Raw genomic sequence first — 24,054 nt, forward strand, 5'->3', positions numbered from 1 at the left:
TTCGCTTATTTTAACCTAAAAACACTACTAAACCCTTAATTTACAATGCTTTTAATTCCGAACTGAGGTTATATTAGGATAAAAAATGGACAATAAAACACAAGAATCAGAAAATTTATTTAAGCAAGCTCAAAAGTATATTCCAGGAGGAGTAAACTCTCCAGTACGAGCTTTTAAAAGTGTAGGGCAAGATCACCCAAGGTTTATTAAGTCAGCAAAAGGCGCTTATCTCTATGATGTAGATTGGCATAAATATATAGACTATATAGGATCTTGGGGGCCAATGATTCTAGGCCATGGTGATCAAGATGTCTTAGAAGCAATGCAAAGCCAGTTAGAGAATGGCCTAAGCTATGGTGCGCCATGTAAACAAGAGATAGAGTTAGCTAAAAAGATAACTGAAATTATGCCTAATATTGAGCAGGTTCGTTTTGTAAACTCAGGTACAGAAGCTACTATGAGTGCTATTAGACTTGCTAGGGCATATACTAATAGAAATAAGATAATTAAGTTTGAAGGCTGCTATCATGGCCATGCAGATGAGTTTCTTGTAGCTGCCGGATCTGGAGCTCTATCACTAGGGCAACCAAATTCTCCTGGTGTCCCGGAAGATGTTGTCAAAGATACTTTAGTAGCAAGCTTTAATGATATTGACTCTATTAAAGCACTTTTTGAGAAATATAAAAATGAAATAGCTTGTATTATCGTTGAGCCTATAGCTGGTAATATGAATATGATCTTTCCTAAAGATGATTTCTTAGCTAAGCTTAGAGAACTATGTGATGAAAATGACGCTTTACTTATCTTTGATGAGGTAATGACTGGATTTAGAGTAGCATTAGGTGGAGCACAAAGCATTTACAATGTTAAGCCTGATATTACAACTTTAGGTAAGATTATTGGTGGAGGTATGCCAGTAGGGGCTTTTGGTGGGCGTAAAGATATCATGCAAATGATCTCTCCAGCTGGATCTGTTTATCAAGCAGGAACCTTATCAGGAAATCCTCTTGCAATGGTAGCAGGAATCAAGACTTTAGAAAAAATATCTCAAGATGGGTTTTATAATGAGCTTGAATCAAAGGCTCAGAAATTAGTAGATGGTTTAAATGAAGCAGCAAAATTATATGATTTTAACTTTCATGCTAAATGCTTAGGGGGAATGTTTGGGTTATTCTTCTGTAGTGAAAAAGTAGAGGTTAATACTTTTGTAGACTTAGGCAAGACAAATTTAGATATGTTTAATAAGTTTTTTGCACATATGCTAGATAATGGTGTATATTTAGCACCATCAGCATATGAAGCTGGATTTATTTCTATAGTACATAGTGATGAAGATATCCAAAAAACTATTGATCTAGCAAAAACTTTCTTTTATGATAATACAAACTAAGATAGTACTTCTGTATCATCTGTAATTGTACAGATATCTGAAAAAGTATAATTACCTAATCTTTGAATAAAATCGTTAGTTGCTTGACTTAATATAGCTTTGAGTTTGCAATGTTGTACTAAAGGACATGTTAAAGATTTATCTTTATTAAAACATTCAACTATATTTATTGGTTCTAATTGTTTAATAATCTCAGATAGTTTAATATCATAAATACTTGGAGATATTGATATTCCTCCAAATCTTCCCTTATATGACTTTATATAATTCAACTTTGATAAATTGTTTATAACCTTTGTAGCATGATTTAATTTAATATCTAAAATGTTTACTAAGTCTTTTGTTTTGTATTTTTGAGATGGGTTTGATCCCAAGATTATTAGAATCCTCAGTGAGTAGTCAGTGAATGACGTTAGGTTCATATAATAAATTTTTAAAAATATTTTAACAAAGTATAAAATAAATTTGCATCAAATATAATATGCATCTATAATGCATATTATATTTTAAGATTAATCACGGTTAATTATATGTTAAGTCAAAAAAATATAGATACCATAAAAGCAACCATTCCAGTATTAGAGGAAAATGGTTTAGCGCTAACAAAACACTTCTATAATAGAATGTTTGAACATAACCCAGAAGTCAAACAATTTTTTAATATGTCTCATCAAGAAAACTCTGAACAGCCTAAAGCATTAGCAGCTGCTATTTTGGCTTATGCTAGAAATATTGATAACTTAGATGCTCTTGGTCAAGCTATTGAAGTAATAGCTCAGAAACATGCTTCATTTCAGATAAAACCGGAGCATTATCCTATAGTTGGTACTAACCTAATAGCATCTCTTAAAGAATTGCTAAACTTAACAGATAATGATGATATTATTATTGCTTGGAGTGAAGCTTATCAAGTATTGGCAGGGATATTGATTGATCGTGAGCAAACTATCTATCAAGAAAAAAATAAAGACGGATGGACTTGGTTTAAAAGCTTTGATGTTATAAAAAAAGAAAAAGAAAGCTCAAACTCATATTCTTTTTACTTAAAAAATGATTCTTTTGATAAATTTAACTTTAAGCCAGGACAATATGTTGGGGTGAGGTTTTTATATAAGGGTAATAAAATTATAAGAAATTATAGTATTTCATCTGCTACTAATGAAGACTATCTAAGAATAACAGTAAAAAGAGAGAATTTAGGCACTGTATCTCATTATCTATGTGACAATATTAAAGAAGGTGACAAGATTGAAATTGCACCACCATATGGTGAGTTTTTTTTAGATCTTGAACAAAAGTCAGATTCCCCTTTAGTTTTTATATCTGCAGGTATTGGTATAACTCCTCTTATAAGTATGCTTTTATCTGAGTTAAAAACAAACAATACTAGAAAAATAATTTTTGTTTGTGGTAAAAAAAATAAATTAGAACATCCATTTGCAGACCTATTAAAGAAATTAACAAAAGAAAATCCTCGCTTAGAAACAATTTTCTTTTATGAAACTGTTGAAAATGATGAAGCTAAGCTAGGCTTAATTAATTTAAATATTGTAAATAAACAATTAGAAAGTGAAGCTAAAAGTGCTCAGTATTTCTTTTGTGGCCCTTCAGACTTTATGTACTCTATTCAGCAAGGCCTATTAAAAAATGAAGTAAAAGATGAAAATATCCATTTTGAGTTTTTTGGACCAAAAACTTTCTAAAATGAACTACAAAAAATATTTTCTAAAGCAGCCTGTATATTTATTTTTAAGGAAGTAACTGTATAGTTAGTTTGATCTACAGAAGTAGCTCCATATATACAAACATAATTTTTCACATTATCAATATAATCAATATCATAAGGGGTTAAAGCAGCTATATTTATAACTTTATTAGGAGCTATAGATGTCAGAGTTGAATACCTTTGGCTATGTTTTTTTAAACTTTCAGATATTAAAAGAGTTAGGTCACAGCTCTGTATATTTGCTTCAAGATTATCATCTATATGTTTGGCTTTAATACTAATATTAAAACCTTGATTAAAACATATCTTTGTCAAAATTTTATCAAATTCGCTCAATCTTTGCTTATCAGAATCTACAATCAAGATATTTTGATTATTTTTTAATTGATATGGAATTAATCCTGAGTTTTTAACTATATTAGTACTTTGTTTAGCAATATTCAAAGAAATCTTTTGATGTTCTTTAGAATTAACTACTAGGTTTGCTTTTTTAATTTGCTCATCTTTAGAAAGTTTATAGATATATGAATTATTCAAATTATGCTTTTGCTTAAATTCTAAAACTTTGTTATAAGCATCATCAACAGCTAAAGCAAACTTTGTGTTTTTTATATACTCACTTTCAAGAGATATAAAAAGCTCTTCAAGCATATAAGTATCGTTTTCTGACCAAACTCTTACTGGCATTAGTACTATATCAATTCCAGCTAATATTGCTAATTTAGTAGCTTCTATAGAACCAAAATGAGTAGCAATAGCTTTCATATCCATAGCATCTGATACAACTAATCCTTTAAAACTTATTTTTTCTTTTAAGAATTCTGTAATAATATTGTGAGAGAGGGTAGCTGGTATACCAATCTCTTGACCTGTTGAGACTGATCTATGTGTTGTATCATCTAAAGCGGGCATACTAATATGTGCTGACATAACCATACTGTATTTATTAACTAACTTCTGAAAGGGTAATAATTCAGTTTTTTCCAAGTCATCTAAACTCTTATTTACACTGACACTACCTAAATGACTATCTGAAGATGTATCACCATGGCCAGGAAAATGTTTAACACAGTCGATAATACTAGCATCATGATAACCATCCATAGTAGATTTTGCATATTCTATAACTGTTTCTGGATTATCTGCATATGCTCTAACTCCAATAATAGGATTATTCTTATTTGAGTTAACATCAATTACAGGGGCAAAGTTTGTATTTATTCCTAAACTATATAACTCATCACCGATAAGTTTTGCCATAGTATAAGCATTTTCTGGTTTACTTGTAGCAGCAAGAGCCATATTGCCGCAGCCACTTGTACCTTGTTTAATACGATTAACTCTACCTCCTTCTTGATCTGTTGCAAAAAAGAGTGGGGTGGTTATATTTGATTGAATATCTCTTAAAAGAGAAATAGTTTGCTCATTAGTTTCAATGTTTTCTTTAAAAAGAATAAAACCACTTAAATTATAGTCTTTAAAAAGGTTATTCACTATTTGATTTGTTTTTGTAAAAGCAAGAGGCTTATTATTATGATCTTCGCCCCAGTAGCGAAAATCCATCATAATTAATTGACCAAGTTTTTTTCTTATAAGAGAAGACATATACTATCTTTAATAATATAAATATAAAACTAATATAGCATAGATAAGTTTAATTTTGTTTACATTCCCCAGCCATGACTAACTAAAAATTTTTGTCCAGTTAAAGCATTTGTTTTAAATCCAGCCAAGAATATAGCAGTATCAGCAATATCTTGAACTGTTGTAAACTCACCATCTACAGTGCCCCCAAGCATAATATTTTTTACAACTTCTTCTTCAGAAATATTTAGCTCTTTTGCTTGCTCTGGAATTTGTTTTTCTACAAGCGGAGTTAGTACAAAACCAGGACCAATTAAATTTGATGAGATATTATGTTCAGCTCCTTCTTTAGCTAAAGCTCTTACAAAACCAACTTGAGCATGTTTTGCTGCTACATATGCGGCTTTATTTTTTGATGCAAGAACAGAGTGAACAGATCCTACTACAATAACTCTACCACCAGTTTGAAGCTCTATCATATGGCGCATCGCAGCTTGAGTTACAAGCAAGGTACCAGTCATATGTATATCAAATAGTTTTTTCCATGCAGAAATTTTGAAATCCACTATAGGTGAAATTATTTGAATACCCGCGTTATTAATCACAGTATCAATACGTCCAAATTTTTCTACAGTGCTATCAACACCAGCATTTACTTGGTCTTCATCTGTGACATCCATTTGTACTGCTAAAGTTTCCACATCATATTTAAATGATAAGTCTTTAGCTACTTCTTGTGATTTAGCTAAATCTAAGTCAGCTATTACAACTTTTGCACCTTGTTTTGCAAATTCTGTTGCCATACCTAAGCCTAAGCCAGAGGCTGCTCCTGTTATTAGTGTAACTTTATTCTTTACAGACATTAATATCTCCAAAACTATCTACGTTGGTTAATGATTATTATATAGCAAATTAAAAATTTTAATTACATTAATGGAGTCAAAATTTTCATTAAACTCTCTATTAATAGGCTACTTCGCTTTGTTGTCAAATGGTTTATATCTTTAGTAGAGTCTGCTAAAATTCTATTAGCCCAGTCATATAACTCTTTAAGATGGTCTTCAGTATAAACAAAAGTTGCGATTTCATAATTTAAGAATAAACTACGATTATCTAAATTTACTGAGCCTAACATCGCAAGATTATCATCAATTAAGACTGCTTTTGCATGTACCATATTCTTTGTAAAGTGGATATTTATATTATATTTTAAGAAGTCTCGAATGTAGCTAGCTCTAGCTCTATCTACTATTTTATGATTAGATTGTTTTGGAGTTATAATCTTTACTTCAACACCTCTTTTTTTAGCTAAAACTATAGAGTGATATAGCTCAGCAGAAGGGATTAAATAAGGTGTTATAATCCATAGTTTATCTTTAGCAGAATTAATAGCAGTAATTAAACCAGAATATAACTGATCTTCTTGTAAATCAGGTCCTGATGGAATTACTTGTACAAAACCATCGTGAGAGGTATCTGCATTTACTTTAAAATCTAACTCTTGATTTGTAGCAAAATGCCAATCTGAGCAGAAGACTTTCAAAAAATATAGTAATGATTCACCTTGAATTTTAAATAGTAAATCATCCCACATTCCGTCATGTTCTATAGGTGACATATATTCATCACCAATATTCATGCCACCACTAAAAGCAGTTTTATTATCAAAAATGTATATTTTTCTATGATTTCTATAGTTAATATAATTACGTAAAGGATTTGCTAAAACTGGCATAAAAAAGACAACTTCAGCACCTAACTTTCGTAAATTTTTAAATATCTTTTTATTATGACGATAAACATAGAATGAGCCAAGAGAATCTATCATCATCTTTACTTCAACACCTTCACTAGCTTTTTTTTCTAAAGCACTTATTACTAGTTTAGATGTTGTATCATTTTTAAAAACATAAGTCTGGATATAGATATTTTTTTCTGCTGAATTGATAGCCTCTATAAATGCTTGGAAAGATTTAACGCCATCAGTATATATCTCAAAAGAGTTTTTTCCTGTTAAGGTTGGCAAATACATACTAGAAAAAACATTAATAATATCCATAGGTAAGTTTTGACATTTATGCTCTTTAGCTAAGCATACTTCCTGTATGGCAGGTTGGCTAATATCCATAGTTTCTTTTTGCCAAAAGCTACGTTTATCTTTACGTTGAAATATAAAAAAGAAAGGAATAGCAACGTAAGGAATAAACAATATTGCCAAAAGCCAAGCTAGAATATTTGATGCTGATTTCTTATCAACAATAAGCTTTAGCACAACTAAGCTTGTCAAAGCTTGACAAACAAATAAGATGATATTTGCTTCTATTACATATAGTAGATTTAAAAAGAAATTTTCCATTTATCAAATGTTATTGAAGTAACAACTATTCTACAAATTCTAACATAGTGTGAATATTCTAGATAGCTTAGTATTTAAATCACATTAAAGGTGTAAGAATCTTCATAATACTCTCAATTATTAAACTGCTGCGTTTAGTTGGTAAATGCGACGAATTTTGGCTGGCATTTTTAAGTATATTTTCAGCCCATAAGTAAAGTTTTTTTACTTCATTAGGGGTGTATATAAAAGTAGCTATTTCATAGTTTAAAAATAAACTTCTATTATCAAGGTTTATAGAACCGAGTATCGCGATATTTGAATCTACAAGTATAGCCTTAGCATGGATCATTTTCTCTGTGAAATGTACCTGTACATTATGAGCTAATAAGTCCCTAATATAGCTAGATCTTGCTCGATTAATTATTTTATGATCTGAATGCTTAGGAGTAATTACTTTTACATCAACTCCACGATATTTTGCAAGAGTTATTGCTTGTAGCAAGTCTAAAGAGGGTATTAGATATGGTGTTATGATCCAAAGCTTTTCTTGGGCAGAGTTAATCGCTGTAATAAGCCCAGCATATAGTTCATTTTTATGTCTATCAGGTCCTGATGGAACTACCTGAGTGAAACATTTTTCATTAACATCGTTCTTTAATACATAATCAAGTTCCTGATTAGTTGCAAAATTCCAATCTGAATAAAAGATCTTTAAAAAATGTAATATTGATTCACCTTGAAGACTAAATAATAAGTCACACCACATACCATCATGATACATAGGAGACATATATTCATCACCGATATTAATACCGCCACTCATAGCTAAACGATTATCAAAGATAAAAATCTTACGATGATTTCTATAGTTAATATAATTTCGTAAAGGATTTGTAAGTATTGGCATAAAGAATGCTACTTCAGCCCCTAAAGCACGTAGGTTTCGAAATATTCTTTTGTTATGCAAATATACATATAACGATCCAAGAGAGTCTATTAAAACTTTAATTTCAACACCTTGAGATGCTTTTTTCTCTAAAGCATTTAATACTAACTTTGAGGTTGTATCATTCTTAAATATATATGTTTGAATATATATACTTTTTGTTGCAGAATTAATTGCTTGGATAAATGCTTCAAAAGATTGAACACCATCAGTATATATTTCAAAAGAGTTATATATGGAAAGTGTTGGGAGCTTAAAATTTAAGAAAGTCTTGATGACATTTATTGGTAAGTCTTTAGAATAACTACTCTTAAAGTGGATTTCATCAAAATATGATGAGCCATTAATACTCATAGTTTTCTTCTGCCAAAATCTACGCTTACCTTTACGCTGAAATATAAAGAAAAAGGGAATTGCTACATAAGGTACAAATAATATAGCCAAAAGCCAAGCTATAATATTAGATGCTGATTTTTTATCAACGATGAGCTTCAGAACAATAAATATAGTGAAAATTTGACAAATAAATAAAATAGAGTTCGCTTCTAATATATATATTAATCCAGATAGAAAATTATCCATATTCTATATTCATTTGAAGCTAATAGTTAAATTCTAACACATAGATAGTAGATCTATATAGAAATGTTTTGGCACGATTTTTTAGTAAAAATTAAAATAAGTAGAGAAATAATTATCACAGCAAATATTAAATATAGTGGTGTTAGCATAACTCCTTCAGCAACACCAAAACTTGCTACAGCTAAAAAAGCTCCATTAAAAACAGCAAAGCTAATATTATAACCAAAACCTAAACCACTAGCGCGAACACCAGGAGTAAAGAGTGTACTTGCATAATTTGCACTTACTCCAACCACTAGACCCATAAAGATATTATTTATTAACATAGCTACGAGTAGATAGCTTGAGTTTGTAACAATAGCATAGTAAAAAATACTACCAAAGATTAATAATCCAACTCCTCCAATAAGGAGTATTTTAAATGCGCCAAACTTATCTGCAAGATATCCTGCTGGAATTGAAATCACAGAAAAAACAAATAAGTTTAGAAGTATTAAGCTAGAGGTGTTTTGTATGTGATTTAGCTTAAAGTAAGTTGGTAAATAAAGTGAGAAAAATCCAACAACCATAGCAAATATTGAGATAGCTGCGATAGCTTTAAGCATTGCTAGTTTTTCAGTTTGAAACAAACTTACTAATGGAATTTTATATTCAGTTTTTTTATTTAAAAATGTTTCAGTTTCATGTATTTCTTTTCTAAAAAAATAACTAATAATAGCAGCAATACCACCAAGCATAAAAGCAACACGCCAAGCATATGTATCAGTAAACAAGTAAGTCGTAATGACTTTTGTTATTTCGGCAAAAAATATCCCAAAATTAATAAAGCAAAATATAATACCACATGCAAGACCTCCTTTTTTAACTAAGGTCTCCTTTACAAAGACAACCGCGCTAGGAATCTCTCCACCAATTGCAGCTCCTTGAATAATTCGCAACAAGACAAATAATAATGTAGCTAAAATCCCAACACTACTATAAGAAGGTAATACTGCAATAAAAAAAGATGCTAACCCCATTAAAAGTATTGTTAATATAAAAGATTTTTTACGGCCAAATTTATCACCTATGTGACCGAAAAATATACCACCTATAGGTCTAGCAAAATACCCTACAGCAAATACTGAAAATGCAGATAGTGCTTCTAATGCAGGTGATCCTTCATGAGGAAAGAAAGTTTTACCTAATATAATTGCAAACATACCAAATATGACAAAATCATAAAACTCAAGCATGCCACCAATACTAGTAAGTAAAATCGTTTTAAAATCTTCTTTTTTAAGCATATTTATTTAAGTATAATTAAACCTAAATTATATAGATAATAGCTAATTAATTATTAAAAGCTAGTAAAAAAGTATGATAAGTATTGAAAAAACTCTAAAAAGAAAAGTCCAAAAAGGACAAAAACTTTTACCAAATATTAAGAACATAATCTTAGTAGCATCTGGTAAAGGCGGGGTAGGTAAATCTACAGTTACAGCAAATTTAGCTGTAAGTTTTGCAAAAATGGGTGCTAAGGTAGGAGTTTTAGATGCAGATATCTATGGGCCAAGTCAACCAACACTTTTTGATTTAAAACAAAATCCTGAAACTACGGATAAGAAAAAGATTATTCCTCTTGAACGTTATGGTGTTAAAATGATTTCTATCGGAAATCTTATTGATTCTGAATCTGCTGTAATTTGGCGCGGACCTATAGTTTCAAGAGCTTTAATGCAACTTCTCAATGATACAAACTGGGGAGAGATAGATTATTTATTTTTAGATTTACCTCCTGGTACAGGTGATATTCAGCTTACAATTTCTAAGAATATGCCAGTGGCTGGAGCTGTAGTTGTAACGACCCCTCAAGATTTATCATTGATAGATGCAAGACGAGCTGTTGCTATGTTTGAAAAAGTTGATATCAAGACATTAGGCGTTATAGAAAATATGAGTTATTACATATGTCCTAAATGTGGCAATAGTGATCATATCTTTGGTGAAGATGGTGCACATTTATTATGTGGCAAAAACAATATCGAATTTCTAGGTAATTTACCTCTACATAAAGATATTCGTGAGAATGCTGATCATGGTAAACCTTATGTAAGCTTAGATAAAGATGATAATATTAATACAAGCTATATGACAGTAGCAGAAAATATATTAAATGAAATTGAAAAACTACCTAAAGCAAGTACTTTAGATTCTATTGGTGTTAAATTAGAAAATTAAGAGAGAAAAGATGTCTATAAAATCAGATAAATGGATAAAAAAAATGTCCCAAGAGCATTCTATGATAGAACCTTTTGAAGCAGGACAAGTCAAAGTTGCAAATAATGAGAAAATAGTTTCTTATGGTACATCTAGTTATGGTTATGATGTTCGTTGTGCAGACGAATTTAAGATTTTTACAAATATTAACTCCTCAATAGTCGATCCTAAACATTTTGATGATAAAAACTTTGTTGATTTTAAAGGTGATGTTTGTATTATCCCACCTAATTCATTTGCTCTAGCACGTACTGTTGAGAAATTTAAAATTCCTAGAGATGTTTTGGTTGTATGCTTAGGTAAGTCAACTTATGCAAGATGTGGGATTATTGTAAATGTAACACCTTTAGAACCTGAATGGGAAGGGTATGTGACATTAGAGTTTTCAAATACAACACCATTACCTGCTAAAATATATGCTAATGAAGGTGTTGCACAAATGCTTTTCTTCCAATCAGATGAAGAGTGTGAAACATCATATGCTGATAAAGGTGGTAAGTATCAGGGTCAAGTAGGTGTGACTCTGCCTAAATGCTAATATTATCCTACTTGCACAACTCTAAAGACTTGTTTTTTCAGTTCACTTTCTAAAGTAGGATCTTCTGGATACTTTTGTAATAGTGGCAAGAAAACTGACTCACCTATTACAGATCTTTTAGTATTATCTTTATCCTTTAAGCCCCAAACTTGTTGATAAGTCGCTGGAACTATTTGCTTTGGATTATAAGGGTTAGACGTCTTACCTATATATAGCATTACATGGCCCTTTATATATATGAAATCTAAGAAAGGGCGTGCTTTTGTTAATATTATTTGACTACGTTGTTCTGAAGTATCTTGATCAAGATTTAATGTGTCATATGCTTTATATTGATCCTTAGAGTTTCTTGGTAACCATATTCCAAAAGCTTGATATATTGCTCTTAACTCAGATGAACAATCATTATAGAAATATTGATTTCCCCAACCGTAAGGATAACCTTGAGTCTCTTTAATTATTTTTACAAAGTTTCTAGGAGTTGGTAAGATAGGTATCTTTGTAGCATCATGCTTTATTATTTTAGCATCTATAAAAGCTAAATCTCCTGTTTTTGTTTGAGTCGGAAGTAATACTTTATAATAATTTTTATCACTATCTAATACTGGCATTATAGTGCCAGGATAAGTATTCTTTATTAATTTATTTTCTAAATTAAATACTGGAGTTTCAAAGCGTCTAATAGAAATACTTTTCTTTATAAAAGCATTTTTCCATGTTTGGATTTCTTTGGCTGAAATTCTAGAGATACTATTAGATTTTACCCAGGCATAAAAAGAGGAGCTTAAAACTAAACACCATCTTTTATCTTTTGAAGTAGAGATGATATATACAGCTTCGCCAATATTTAATGATGAAACATTAATATTACTAAATGGATATCCTTGACCTGGTAATGTGAAATTTAAAAACAATGGTCTATCATAAGGAACAGCATATCCCATTGTTGTTCTTGTAACGATAGCTCTATTGTTATTGTTATATTTAAGTGAATTATTTATATCATCAGAATTTATATTTTTGATAATATTTTGATATTCTTTATTGGCAAAAAGTCTAAAGTTTTCTTTATAAATTTTCTCATCATCTGGTAGTTTAGCATTATTGATATCATTAATTTGTTCAGTAATCCATTCTTTTAGATTATTCTGTTGTTGATATTTCTTATAAAAAGATTCTGACCATGGAGAATCATTTCCAACAGCGTGAGATATTAATTTTTTGAGAAGTTTATCTTGCTGAGGTTTAGTTAGTAACGGCTTATCATAATCTTTTTCCGATTTAGGAATATAATAGTCAGCATTTTGTGAGTATTTAGATAAATCAAACATCTCAATAGGTACATTTGCGGCAAGACATAATGATATATTTACTATAAACAATAGTATAAAGTTTGTAAAAGATTTTAAGCTCATTAGGATAAAGTTTCTCTTTGAATTTAGATTTTGTTTAGAAATTTTAGCAGAAAAAATAAGGTTTTTATTGAGATATTCTACCAGTTATAGCTTGGAAGGCTTTAAGGTTGAACATGTGTAAACTAGCAAATACATAGTCAAAAATATCTGCCTGAATCTTTTCATAGTTAACCCAATTTGTATCATTTGTAAATATATATAGCTCAATTGGTAGACCAGTCTCGCTAGGCTGTAGTTCTCTAATTAAGAACGTTAATCCTGTATGTATCTTTGGATGTTTACGCAAGTAATTTTCAATATAAGTTCTAAATAATGTTATGTTTGTCAGTTTCTCATTTTTTTTATTAGCAATAAAATCTTGTAGAAGGGGTTCTTTTGAAAGTGTATTTAGGGTTTCTTCATCACAAAATTTAATAGTATCTATATCAATACTTACAGAACGCTTGATCCTACGTCCACCAGTTTCAACCATTCCACGCCAATTTTGTACACTATTATTAATTAAGGTATAAGTTGGAATAGTAGATATGGTTTTATCAAAGTTACGTATTTTGACAGTATTAATAGAAACTTCCATGACATCTCCATCAACACTAGCAGATGGAATTGTAATCCAATCACCAACCCTCACTAAATCTAAAGCTGCAACCTGAATATTAGAAACAAAACCTAATATAGTATCTTTAAAGATTAACATTAATACGGCTGATAATGCGCCTAATCCAGTTAAAAACGCAATTGGAGATTTGTTAAGTAATTGTGAAACTATTAATATGAAAGCGACAAAATACAAAATTATCTTTATAACTTGCGCATAGCTTCTTAAAGAGTGATGTTTAAAATATGGAAGCTTTTGAAAATAACTAAAGATAGCATCAACAAAAGACACAAAAAATAATATTATAGTTAATGTTACATATACCTGTGCTATTAACTGGATAAAATCTACAGCATTTATTGTCCAATCATGATCAGAGCTAACACCAAAATTTATCGCTAAATATATAAATATTCCTGGACCAATATGAGATAGCTTATTAAAAACTTTATATTTTATTAAAGTTTCACCTAGGTTATGGTCAATCTTAACTACAAACTTATTTACAATACTAACTATATACTGTTTAAGTATCTTATTAATAATCCATGAACATACTAATATTATTAAAAATATTGTTAAAAAGCTTAATACTCCAGCAAGTTCACTATAATTATTAAGGATATTTCCATAAAAATCTTTTAATTGATTCATTCTAAATTCCTTTTAAAGATTGTATTTATATTAGGTGTCTAAATGTCAGATTTAGGAATCACTATATTGAGGCTGAGTATTAGGGGCTTTACTTGGGAGTAATGCTGCAATTTGATTGATAATATTTGTTACCATACCAGACTGAAGATAATTATATATTCTTTCTGCTTGAGCATTTTGAGCCAGCTGTGTACCAGAGTTTGACTGCCAGAACTGTTGTGCAGAAATAGTTTTGTTTGGTATTACAGGTGTTTTACTCTTAGGCTTAACAACATTATATGTAAAGTTATAGAATAGTTGATAAGTATTGTTTGAAGCTCCACCTACAACACTTGTTAGTTTAGAGTCTTTCTTAACACTCTGTATATTTATTATATAATCAGCTTTTTTCTCATCAGTAACTATTATAGCTTTATATGATTGTAAGCCTGACTTAAGATCAGTAGCCCAAGAATTATAGTTATTCGCAGCAATATAAAATTTAGTTCCAACCAAACTACCATAATTTCCTCCACCTGAAGCACTTTCAATACCGCGACGGTGAAAACCACATGAGCATAATAAAAGTATAAATATTAAAATTATATATTTTTTCATTTTAGTCTCTCTATTTGATTACTATATTAATAAGCTTTTGAGGCACATAAATTACTTTGATAATTTGCTTACCTTCAACAAATGATTTTACATGCTCATCTTCTAAAACAGTTGTTTCGATTTCTGTCTTATTTAATGATGCATCTAATTCAAGTTTTGCTTTTAGCTTACCATTTATTTGTACAACTAGCAAAAACTCATCCTTAACTAAGGCTTCTTCATCTACAACAGGAAATTCTGTATGAAGAATATCATCTCCTAAATTAAGCTCTTGCCATAAGTAATGACAAATATGCGGAGTAAATGGTGCTAGTATTCTTAATAAAATACTATAGCCCTCAACTTTAACACTATCACAAAGACTATCATAGTTATTAAGAGTGTTTAAAATTTTCATACAAGCTGAAACAACTGTATTAAACTGGCTCTTATCAAAATCAAAAATAGCCTGTTTTAAATTCGTATATATCTCAAGGCGAGCTTTCTTATCTTCTTTTGATAAATTATTTATACTAATGTTTGTTTTATTAGATAATACTTCTTTATTTGCTTGGGCATAGTTAAATACTTTACGTAAAAACTTATTAGCTCCTTCAACACCTGTTTCTGACCATTCTAAAGACTGCTCAGGAGGAGCTGCAAACATACTAAATAGTCTTACAGTATCTGCACCATACATATCTATTAGCTCTTGAGGGTCTACAGTGTTGCCTTTTGACTTAGACATTTTAGCACCATCTTTTAACACCATACCTTGAGTAAGTAAGTTTACAAAAGGCTCGTCAGATGTTACCAGACCTTCATCGCGCATTAATTTATGGAAAAATCTAGCATATAATAAATGCATAATCGCATGCTCAATACCACCAATATATTTATCTACTGGTAACCAGTAATTTGCCTCATCACTTAACATTTCATTCGCAGTAGGGCATGTATATCTTGAATAATACCAAGATGACTCAAAGAAGGTATCAAATGTATCTGTTTCTCTTTTTGCTTGAGAGCCGCAGTTTGGACATTTTACATTTAAGAATTCAGGCATATCTTTTAATGGTGAGCCAGCCTCTGTAAGAGTTACATCCGTAGGTAACTTAACTGGTAAATTCTCTTCTTTTTCTGGGACAACTCCACAGCTATCGCAATGAATCATCGGAATAGGACAACCCCAATATCTTTGTCGAGATATACCCCAGTCATGGATTCTAAAATTTGTAGTTTCATAGCCTTTATTATTATCAAAAAGGTATTTCTTAATTGCTTGATAGCCTTTTTTAAAGTTTAAACCATCAAATTCACCAGAATTTATCAATATTCCTTTTTCTGTGAAAGCTTCAATATCTAAATCAACTTTAACTTTTTTATCATTAGATTCAATAACTTGTTTTAAAGGAATATTATATTTTTGTGCAAACTCCCAGTCTCTTTGATCATGTGCAGGAACTGACATTACAGCGCCAGAGCCATATCCCATAAGTACAAAGTTAGCTACCCAAACATCTACTGTCTCATCAGAAATGGGGTGAACTACTTTTATATTAGTTTTAAAGCCTTTCTTTTCTTGTGTAGCTAAATCCGCCTCCATTGTTGAAGATTGCTTACATTCGTCAATAAAGCTTGCTAACTCAGAATTTGTTTTAGCTTCTGCTAAAGCGAGAGGGTGCTCAGGAGCAATTCCAAGATAACTTACACCCATCAAAGTATCAGGACGAGTCGTAAAAACTTCTATTTCTTCACTAGAATTTTGAATTTTAAACTTAACAGTTAAACCCTTTGATTTTCCAATCCAGTTTATTTGCATAGTTTTTACAGCATCTGGCCAGTTATCTAACTTAGATACATCTTGTAAAAGCTCATCAGCATAATCTGTAATCTTTAAGAACCACTGAGGAATTTCTTTTTTCTCAACTAAGGCACCAGATCGCCAACCTCTACCATCAACAACTTGTTCATTTGCTAAAACTGTCTGATCCACAGGGTCCCAGTTTACGACTGAGTTTTTACGATATGCTAAACCTTTCTTATAAAGTTGGATAAAAAACCATTGTTCCCATCTATAATACTCCTCATCACAAGTAGCTATTTCTCTTGACCAGTCAAAACCAAACCCTAAAGAGTCAAGTTGCTTTTGCATATGAGCAATATTACTTTTTGTCCATTCTGCTGGAGATCTTTTATGTTTAATTGCAGCATTTTCAGCTGGTAAACCAAAAGCATCCCATCCCATAGGATGAAGAACATTTTTACCTTGCATTTTTTGATATCTAGCTATCACATCACCAATAGTGTAGTTTCTTACATGTCCCATATGTAAAGTACCACTAGGATACGGTAGCATTTCTAAACAATAAAATTTCTCTTTACTTTCATCTTTTACAGCTTTAAAAGAATTATTTTCACGCCAGTAACTTTGAGCTTGTTGCTCTATTTGATCAAAATTATATTCATTCATTGAAATATAGAACCTTATTTTTAATAATAAATATGAAAAATTATGCGAATATTTTAAGTTAAAATGCAGTAAATATCTAGATTATTACTATGTTAAAGAATTATTTAATTCTCAGCCATCCAAGTTTCTAGAATTACACAAGCAGCTAAAGCGTCTACTTTAATATGACTAACTTTTTTACTTTTGACTTCTTCTAGACGCCATCTTGCTTCACGAGTGGAATAAGCTTCATTTATAAGATGCACGTTTTTTTGATATCTTTGTTTTACTTCTTTAGCAAAATCTTTAGCAGCTTTTGTAATATCTGTCTCAAAATCCTGTGTATCTAGAGGCAAGCCAACTATGATATCTGAAGGATTCCATCTTTTAACAATTTTATCTAACTCAATCCAGTTTGGTACACCATCATAAGCCTCAACAGTGCCAATAGGAGTGGCTGTTTTTGTGATCATTTGTCCACTAGCTAAACCAATTCTAGCTTTACCAAAATCTATAGCTATTAAAGATTGAAACATCTAACCATTGCCTATATTTTCAAATAAAGAATCTAAGTTCTGTAAGCTATAACCAGCATGCTCTAGATGATTTTGCCATTTAGTTTTATTCTCATAATTAAATAGTATTTTTTTACTTAATTTATCTGTAACAATCCAATCACTAGCTTTTATTTCATCTGATAACTGATCAGCTGTCCAGCAACTATAGCCAACTATTGGTAAAAAATATTCTGGTAAGATATTATTAGCTAAATCTTCTAAAATATCCATAGAAGCTGTAATAGCTAAACCTTCATCAAGTTTTATAGTTGAGTTATAATTACGTCCATTTGTTGTATGGAGTATTAGTATTTTATGAGGGCTTATTGGACCTCCCATGTAAAGAGGGTGGCTCAATATTTCTTCAAATGTATTATTATGAGGTATTTCTAACTCTTCAAAAACATCCTTTAACTTATCATCTAAAGGCTTATTTATGATTAAACCCATAGCTCCATGACGATCGTTTTGGCATAAATAAATAACTGATTTAGTAAATATGGCATCATCTTTAATTAAAGGTGTTGCTAATAAAATTTCACTTTTATGATTTTGGAACATATTATATTTCTTAATAACAATGTTAATTTTTTATAAAATGGAACGTATTAACGCCGCAGTGGCGATTATTTTAGATGAATATCAGACTAAAGTCTATATAAGTCAAAGACAAAAATTTCAAAGTTATAGCGATTATTGGGAATTTCCTGGTGGAAAAGTAGAAGATAACGAAAGTTATGAGGATTGTATAAAACGAGAAGTTTTTGAAGAAGTTGGGGCTATAGTTAAATCTATAAAGCCTTATGTTAAGAAAAAACATATAAATAAAAATAATATTGAAGTTAGTTTAGAGTTTTTCATTATAGATAATTACGAAGGCATTCCATACCCAAAAGAAAATCAGCAACTAAAACTTATAAATATTTCTGAACTTAATAATTATAATTTTTTACCTGCAAGTATAGAAATAATTGAGAAACTAAAAAGAGAGTATATCTAGCAATAAGTAAATATCACGAATTTCAGAAGATATTTTAATTTCAAAAGAGTGTTCTGAGTCTTTAGTATATAATTTAACATAATATATATTATGCGAAACTATGAATTTTGTTTTTATAAGCTAAAATTGTTTACTATAATTACTTTTCAAGGTGTTTTGTATCTGTTTTGATGAACTACTTATATTTGACCAAATAATTATAAATATAAAAAAGTTAATTATTCCAGCTATAATATTAACTATCGGTATTAATCCTAATATTAAGAATCCCACATACCAATAAACAAGCGAAGCTTTGAATTTTAATTTCTGATTATAATCTATATTATATTTTTTTACTTGTTCATCTAACTTCACTGCTGTCACAACAAATGCAATTGACGACCATATTGGAATTAGCTGTGTCCATAACCATGCCGGATGAATTTTTTCACTATTATTAATTTTAGCAAGATTTTTAGCTAATTTCTGTTGAGATAATATAAATAAACCTGAGACAATAATTGAAGTTATCGTAAGAATAACTAAAGAAATCTGTATTAAAACAGTAAATTCTTGAATATTTTGCATCAAGAACTGATTATTACTTATAGCGTCTAACATTATTAAGCTTTTAGAAACTTTATTAAGTATAAGAAGTTTATAATATAATTATTTAACAGTAAATGTATTTGTAAATTTGCCATCAGAGCTATCACTAATAAAATATTCAAATTCTCCTGGCTCATAGACATATTTTAAATCATTATTATAGAACTTAAGATCATTAACATCTAACTCAAATGTTACAGTTTTAGTCTGTCCTTTTTTCAAAAATACCTTTTTAAAAGCTTTTAACTCTTTTACTGGAGGTGTAATTGAGCGTACTTTTTGATGAATATATAGTTGTAATACATCAGCACCATCGTATTTACCAGTATTTGTAATATCAACTTTAATAATTAACTTATCACCCTTCTTAATGATTTGTTTATTCTGAATTGGCTTAGAGATATCAAAGGTAGTATAACTTAAGCCATAACCAAATGGATATAGTGGAGAGTTACAAACATCCATATAATTAGAATGATATTTTTCAAATCTACAACTATCTTTATTTGTCAAAGGTCTGCCAGTATTTTTATGGCTATAATAAATAGGAATCTGGCCAACATCTCTAGGGAATGAAGCTGTTAGCTTACCTGATGGGTTAACTTTACCAAACAATACATCTGCTATTGAAAGTCCAGCTTCACTACCAGGAAACCATACATCAAGTATAGCTGGTACAGTTTTACTTTCTTGTGTTAAAACAAGAGGTCTTCCATTAAATAAAACTAATACAACTGGCTTACCAGTTTTTAGCAAGGCGTTAAGTAAATCTCTTTGAGCTTTTGGTATATTTATATGAGATCTACTAGTACTTTCACCGCTCATTTCCGCAGACTCTCCTAATGCTGCGATTATCACATCAGATTTTTTAGCCACTTCTAGCGCATGTTTTAATAGTTGCTCTGAACTCTCATTATTTCTTCCTAAAGATTTACCAAACATTGTTGCATCTTTCTCAAAAGTCTTACTATAAAATAAGTTACTACCTTTAGCATATAAAACTTTACCTTGCTGCCCTACCTCATCTTTTAAACCTGCTAATAGCGATATAGATTTATTTTGGTCTGCTGTAATACTCCATGTCCCATCCATATTATTAGCAGCATTTGCTAGAGGGCCAATTACAGCTATTGTTTGAGACTTTTTCAAAGGTAATAAATTATTTTGATTTTTAAGTAAAACCATAGATTCAGAGCCAACTTTTCGTGCAAACTCTCTATGTTTTGCAGAGAAAATTAGTTTACTAGCATCTTTGGCATTAATATTTTTATATGGATTTTTAAATAAGCCTAATTCAAATTTAGCTATTAGTATTCGCTTAACGGCTTTATTTATCTCATTCATAGAGACTTTGCCTTCTTTAAGAGATTTCTTTAAAGTTGTGAGATAGCCATTACCAACCATATCCATATCAACCCCAGCATTTAATGCTTCAGCTGAAACTTGTTGTAAGTTTTTACCAACTCCATGGTTTATCATCTCTGGAATACCAGTATAATCAGAAACGACAAAACCTTTAAAGCCCCATTGATCACGTAGTAAGTCTGTCATTAACCATTTATTCTCAGTAGCTGGAATGCCATTAATATCATTAAAAGCTGCCATAACACTTCCAGCTCCTGCATCAATAGCTGCTTTATAAGGCGGCAGATACTGGTTATACATTTTAACTTTACTCATATCTACTGTATTGTAGTCACGACCTGCCTCAACAGCTCCGTATAATGCAAAGTGTTTTACACAAGCAAGTAGACTTGTATTATCTGCTAAATCATTCATTTCATAGCCTCGCACCATAGCTTTAGCTATTTGACTACCTAGATATGTATCTTCACCGCTACTTTCAGCTATTCGACCCCAGCGTGGATCCCTAGCTATATCTACCATTGGTGAGAACGTCCAGTTTATTCCTTGGCTACTTGCTTCTATAGCCGCAATTCGTGCAGTTTTTTGAATCATATTCAAATCCCAGCTAGTAGATAGCGCTAAAGGAATTGGAAAAGTTGTCTTATAACCATGAATAATATCCATACCAATCAATAAAGGTATATGAAGGCGAGTATCTTTAACAGCTATTTCTTGAGCTTTTTTAATATCTTCTGGAGATTTTAAATTAAATATCCCTCCTACTTTCCCTTGTTTTATAAGCTTATAGAAGTCTTGTTTTTGACTAATTCCAGTGGTTGCTTGACCACCATCAACAAGGTTTAGCTGACCGAGCTTTTCTTCTAGAGTCATTTGTGATAAAAGCTTATCTGCTTGACTCTCATACTTTTCTTCATTGATATTGTATATATTTGCTTGATTAACTTGAGATTTACTACTAAAAAAATTAGTTGTTGAGCAAGACGAACAAATACTTGCTATTACAGCTAAAGATAAAACTTTTCTCATCACTATTCCAACAATATGATTAATTTCATTAATATTAATAATAGCAAAAAATATAGGGCTGTCGTAAATATTATGAAATAGATAGAATATTTTATACTTAGGATCTAAGCATTAATATATTTGTTAGAACTAAATTCTGAACAATATGAAAGCGTACTTTGTTTTAAGACGTTATCTTTAAATTTAGCATAGCATTCTTTTGTAGGTGCTATAACTTGGCGTAAATGTGGCTTCTTATTAGGATGGTTATAGTCATTAGCTACAATTGAATTATCAAACATTTGGTTTGGATACCATACTTTTAAGCCAGAATGCTCTCCAAACCAATCTGTCATTTGATCCCCTATAGACATTAGCCAGTATACATTTCTTGAGTCACTTAATGCTTCCCTTAACATATCTTTATAGGCAACACTTGTATTTGCTTTATTTGTACAAGCATAGTGAGGTACAGAGCCAGATAAAAACACATTATTTTTCAATTGATCATCAGTTAAACCAATATGTTTTTTTAACCATTCTTTAGTAGCTTTAGATGTAGCTGCATTACAAGCTCTTGCTGTTATGAAATAACAAGATATACCATCTTTAAAACATATTTGTTTAATGAATTTAGCTGTAGCAGGATCATTTATACCAGATTTTGTCCAATAATCATCATCAAATGAAGTAAGCTCTACGGTGTTATCAATATCAAACATCAGAGCTGGTGTTTTTCCTTGTGATTTTATTTCATCAATAAATCCTATTTTTTTGAATTTATTGATAAGAGTTGCTAATGCTTTCATCATATCTGAAGTTTGTTTTGAAAATTCAGAATTTTTCTTAAATGAATTATAATCATCAGATAGCATATACTTTTTAGTACTAGAGTTTTTAAGTATTAAGCTTATCGCTTGTTTTTCATTATATGGTAAATCTGCTTTTTTCCCGTACTTTTCATTGAATGCCATAGTTAACGATGTGACTTCACTATATAGTTTAAGAGGATTAGTCTTATAGCTAACTTCTTTAGTTGCTCCATATATAGATGAAGTATAGAAAGTAAATAAGAAAGCTGAAAGTGCGATAATAAGTGATTTAGATTTTAACATTTATAGACCTTTTTAATTTAATGTATAATTAATATTAATTCAATAATTAAGAAATGACTACTTTTCTACAGCAGCTGGTTTTAAAGTAAATAATATTAAAGTTTCAGATGAAAATTACTTATAGTAAAAATTAGATATTTCTCGCTTTTATAGCATGCCTTTTGTGAAAGTCTTCTATTGCTTTATAATCTTTTAATTCTTCATTAACATACTTAAGATACTTATGTCCACGAACTATTAAATTCTCATACATATTTATCCAAGCATCTTTGCTTTTTACATAAATCTCTTCCGATTTACCTGACATAAGTGCTAGTCCTAAGCTATAACGGTCAGAATTTGTTTTAGCAACTCTATGGATATATGCTTTAAATTTACCATCTGATAAAGCTTCTAATCCCTCTCCAACTCCAAAAATAAAAGTTCCTGGCACAACAGGTACAGATTCCCAATCATCTTGCATTTTCACTTCTAATCCTGGCTGGGTTGTAAAGTTAAAAATGCAATCAACTCTATCAGTATGTGTTCTCATAAAGCTACTATTATCTGGATAATGATTTACTCTCATCGCCCATAAAGGGGAAGATAAATAATTATCGATCCCACTTTTATAACTACTTAAATCTCTAATATTTTGGGTATTTAAAAAACTAGATATTAAAGGTAGAAGCTCACTTTTCACCTTTAACACTCTTTTTGCAAATTCTTTAACTTTTTTATCAAAATTATTTTCTATTTCCTTAGGAAAAGAGTAAATATCACAAATATCTAGATCTGGATCTTTTAAATAATCTTTACTACCATATGATATAGCTTCTAAAGTATTTTCTATATGTCCGTCTGTAAATACTTGTGTAAGATCTTCTATACACCAATAACCAGAATTAAAATTAGGTCGACTCACGCTATATTCTTTCTTTTTATCTAAAGGTAATGAAAAAAATTTCCTTCCTAAGTTAATAATATCGTTTGCTATTTCAGTACAGTTAGTATCTTTTATAAGACAAAGACCATATTTAGATAGCCCATCTATTAGTTTTTCATAGTCTTCAGGATTATTTAGATCTATTACAGGTATACTTGCTGTTTTCACATAATCACCTTTAAATTTTAAACTTGTACTAATTTTTAACTTTATCATTATGTTTAATTCATATTCAAACTTTCTATAGCTAAACTTTTCTTCTAAATGAAAAATATAGGTTCTGTGCACAAAAAATCTAAATTAGATTGAAAATAACTAAACCGTTGTTATTTAGAAGTTGAAAGGTAATAAAATCAACGGTTTAGCAAATGCATTATCATATAAAAGAAGTATTCTGGTCAAGTATTTTATCGTTTTTAAAATCACAAAGGGGTA

General features: G+C 30.2%; 21 protein-coding genes. 5 read left to right on the forward strand and 16 right to left on the reverse strand.

Annotation, left to right across the window (positions count from 1 at the left end; genetic code table 11):
• Positions 1–85 precede the first annotated feature (85 nt).
• A complete protein-coding gene (hemL, locus tag AB8E56_RS07160) occupies positions 86–1,390 on the forward strand; it encodes a glutamate-1-semialdehyde 2,1-aminomutase (RefSeq protein WP_329479539.1) in 1,305 nt (434 codons plus the stop codon).
• On the opposite strand, the gene AB8E56_RS07165 is transcribed toward hemL, so the two are convergent.
• Entirely contained in the window at positions 1,387–1,812 is a 426-nt protein-coding gene (locus AB8E56_RS07165; protein ID WP_329479541.1) for an Rrf2 family transcriptional regulator, read from the reverse strand. The two genes, hemL and AB8E56_RS07165, sit on opposite strands and share 4 nt — an antisense overlap.
• Before the next feature lie 108 nt (positions 1,813–1,920).
• Between AB8E56_RS07165 and hmpA the strand changes: the two genes are divergently transcribed.
• Entirely contained in the window at positions 1,921–3,093 is a 1,173-nt protein-coding gene (hmpA, locus tag AB8E56_RS07170) for an NO-inducible flavohemoprotein (RefSeq protein WP_329479543.1), read from the forward strand.
• On the opposite strand, the gene AB8E56_RS07175 is transcribed toward hmpA, so the two are convergent.
• The 5 genes from AB8E56_RS07175 to AB8E56_RS07195 form a co-directional block, all read right to left on the reverse strand.
• Positions 3,090–4,721, reverse strand: coding sequence for a glycoside hydrolase family 3 protein (locus AB8E56_RS07175; RefSeq protein WP_329479545.1), 1,632 nt, complete (start codon positions 4,719–4,721; stop codon positions 3,090–3,092). The genes hmpA and AB8E56_RS07175 overlap by 4 nt on opposite strands.
• Positions 4,722–4,780: 59 nt before the next feature.
• Entirely contained in the window at positions 4,781–5,563 is a 783-nt protein-coding gene (locus tag AB8E56_RS07180) for a 3-hydroxybutyrate dehydrogenase (RefSeq protein WP_329479547.1), read from the reverse strand.
• 62 nt (positions 5,564–5,625) lie between these two features.
• On the reverse strand, positions 5,626–7,056 hold the full coding sequence (gene cls, locus AB8E56_RS07185) for a cardiolipin synthase (protein ID WP_329479549.1): 1,431 nt from the start codon (positions 7,054–7,056) through the stop codon (positions 5,626–5,628).
• 79 nt (positions 7,057–7,135) lie between these two features.
• Complete coding sequence (cls, locus tag AB8E56_RS07190; protein WP_329479551.1) at positions 7,136–8,566, reverse strand: cardiolipin synthase; 1,431 nt, start codon at positions 8,564–8,566, stop codon at positions 7,136–7,138.
• 53 nt (positions 8,567–8,619) lie between these two features.
• Positions 8,620–9,852 (reverse strand): MFS transporter, encoded by a 1,233-nt coding sequence (locus AB8E56_RS07195; protein ID WP_329479553.1) that lies wholly within the window; start codon positions 9,850–9,852, stop codon positions 8,620–8,622.
• Positions 9,853–9,925: 73 nt separating this feature from the next.
• Between AB8E56_RS07195 and AB8E56_RS07200 the strand changes: the two genes are divergently transcribed.
• Positions 9,926–10,786 (forward strand): Mrp/NBP35 family ATP-binding protein, encoded by an 861-nt coding sequence (locus AB8E56_RS07200; protein WP_329479555.1) that lies wholly within the window; start codon positions 9,926–9,928, stop codon positions 10,784–10,786.
• A gap of 10 nt (positions 10,787–10,796) precedes the next feature.
• Positions 10,797–11,363 carry a dCTP deaminase gene (gene dcd / locus AB8E56_RS07205; protein ID WP_329479557.1) on the forward strand — a complete coding sequence of 189 codons (567 nt, stop codon included), beginning with the start codon at positions 10,797–10,799 and terminating at the stop codon, positions 11,361–11,363.
• 2 nt (positions 11,364–11,365) lie between these two features.
• Here dcd and AB8E56_RS07210 read toward each other — a convergent pair whose 3' ends face one another.
• The 6 genes from AB8E56_RS07210 to AB8E56_RS07235 all read right to left on the reverse strand — a co-directional run bounded on the left by AB8E56_RS07210 (position 11,366) and on the right by AB8E56_RS07235 (position 18,176).
• The gene (locus tag AB8E56_RS07210) at positions 11,366–12,778 is read right to left on the reverse strand and encodes an SH3 domain-containing protein (RefSeq protein ID WP_329479559.1); all 1,413 of its coding nucleotides are present in this window, start codon (positions 12,776–12,778) and stop codon (positions 11,366–11,368) included.
• A gap of 64 nt (positions 12,779–12,842) precedes the next feature.
• Positions 12,843–14,030 carry a mechanosensitive ion channel domain-containing protein gene (locus AB8E56_RS07215; protein ID WP_329479561.1) on the reverse strand — a complete coding sequence of 396 codons (1,188 nt, stop codon included), beginning with the start codon at positions 14,028–14,030 and terminating at the stop codon, positions 12,843–12,845.
• A gap of 51 nt (positions 14,031–14,081) precedes the next feature.
• A complete protein-coding gene (gene lptE, locus AB8E56_RS07220) occupies positions 14,082–14,627 on the reverse strand; it encodes an LPS assembly lipoprotein LptE (protein WP_329479563.1) in 546 nt (181 codons plus the stop codon).
• 10 nt (positions 14,628–14,637) lie between these two features.
• Entirely contained in the window at positions 14,638–17,079 is a 2,442-nt protein-coding gene (gene leuS, locus AB8E56_RS07225) for a leucine--tRNA ligase (protein ID WP_329479565.1), read from the reverse strand.
• 104 nt (positions 17,080–17,183) lie between these two features.
• Positions 17,184–17,594: a Holliday junction resolvase RuvX gene (gene ruvX, locus AB8E56_RS07230; protein ID WP_329479567.1), complete on the reverse strand. Its 411-nt coding sequence runs from the start codon at positions 17,592–17,594 to the stop codon at positions 17,184–17,186.
• Positions 17,595–18,176 (reverse strand): YqgE/AlgH family protein, encoded by a 582-nt coding sequence (locus AB8E56_RS07235; protein WP_329479569.1) that lies wholly within the window; start codon positions 18,174–18,176, stop codon positions 17,595–17,597.
• 37 nt (positions 18,177–18,213) lie between these two features.
• On the opposite strand from AB8E56_RS07235, the gene AB8E56_RS07240 reads away from it, so the two are divergent.
• Positions 18,214–18,615: a (deoxy)nucleoside triphosphate pyrophosphohydrolase gene (locus tag AB8E56_RS07240; RefSeq protein ID WP_329479571.1), complete on the forward strand. Its 402-nt coding sequence runs from the start codon at positions 18,214–18,216 to the stop codon at positions 18,613–18,615.
• Between the two features lie 120 nt (positions 18,616–18,735).
• Here AB8E56_RS07240 and AB8E56_RS07245 read toward each other — a convergent pair whose 3' ends face one another.
• The 4 genes from AB8E56_RS07245 to AB8E56_RS07260 all read right to left on the reverse strand — a co-directional run bounded on the left by AB8E56_RS07245 (position 18,736) and on the right by AB8E56_RS07260 (position 23,787).
• On the reverse strand, positions 18,736–19,218 hold the full coding sequence (locus AB8E56_RS07245) for a hypothetical protein (protein ID WP_329479573.1): 483 nt from the start codon (positions 19,216–19,218) through the stop codon (positions 18,736–18,738).
• A 48-nt stretch (positions 19,219–19,266) separates the two neighbouring features.
• Positions 19,267–21,600, reverse strand: coding sequence for a beta-glucosidase BglX (gene bglX, locus AB8E56_RS07250; protein ID WP_329479575.1), 2,334 nt, complete (start codon positions 21,598–21,600; stop codon positions 19,267–19,269).
• 104 nt (positions 21,601–21,704) lie between these two features.
• Positions 21,705–22,694 carry a hypothetical protein gene (locus tag AB8E56_RS07255; RefSeq protein WP_329479577.1) on the reverse strand — a complete coding sequence of 330 codons (990 nt, stop codon included), beginning with the start codon at positions 22,692–22,694 and terminating at the stop codon, positions 21,705–21,707.
• Between the two features lie 130 nt (positions 22,695–22,824).
• Complete coding sequence (locus tag AB8E56_RS07260; protein ID WP_329479579.1) at positions 22,825–23,787, reverse strand: 2OG-Fe(II) oxygenase family protein; 963 nt, start codon at positions 23,785–23,787, stop codon at positions 22,825–22,827.
• Positions 23,788–24,054 lie beyond the last annotated feature (267 nt).

Source organism: Francisella sp. 19X1-34 (genome assembly GCF_041102755.1).
Lineage (GTDB): Bacteria > Pseudomonadota > Gammaproteobacteria > Francisellales > Francisellaceae > Francisella.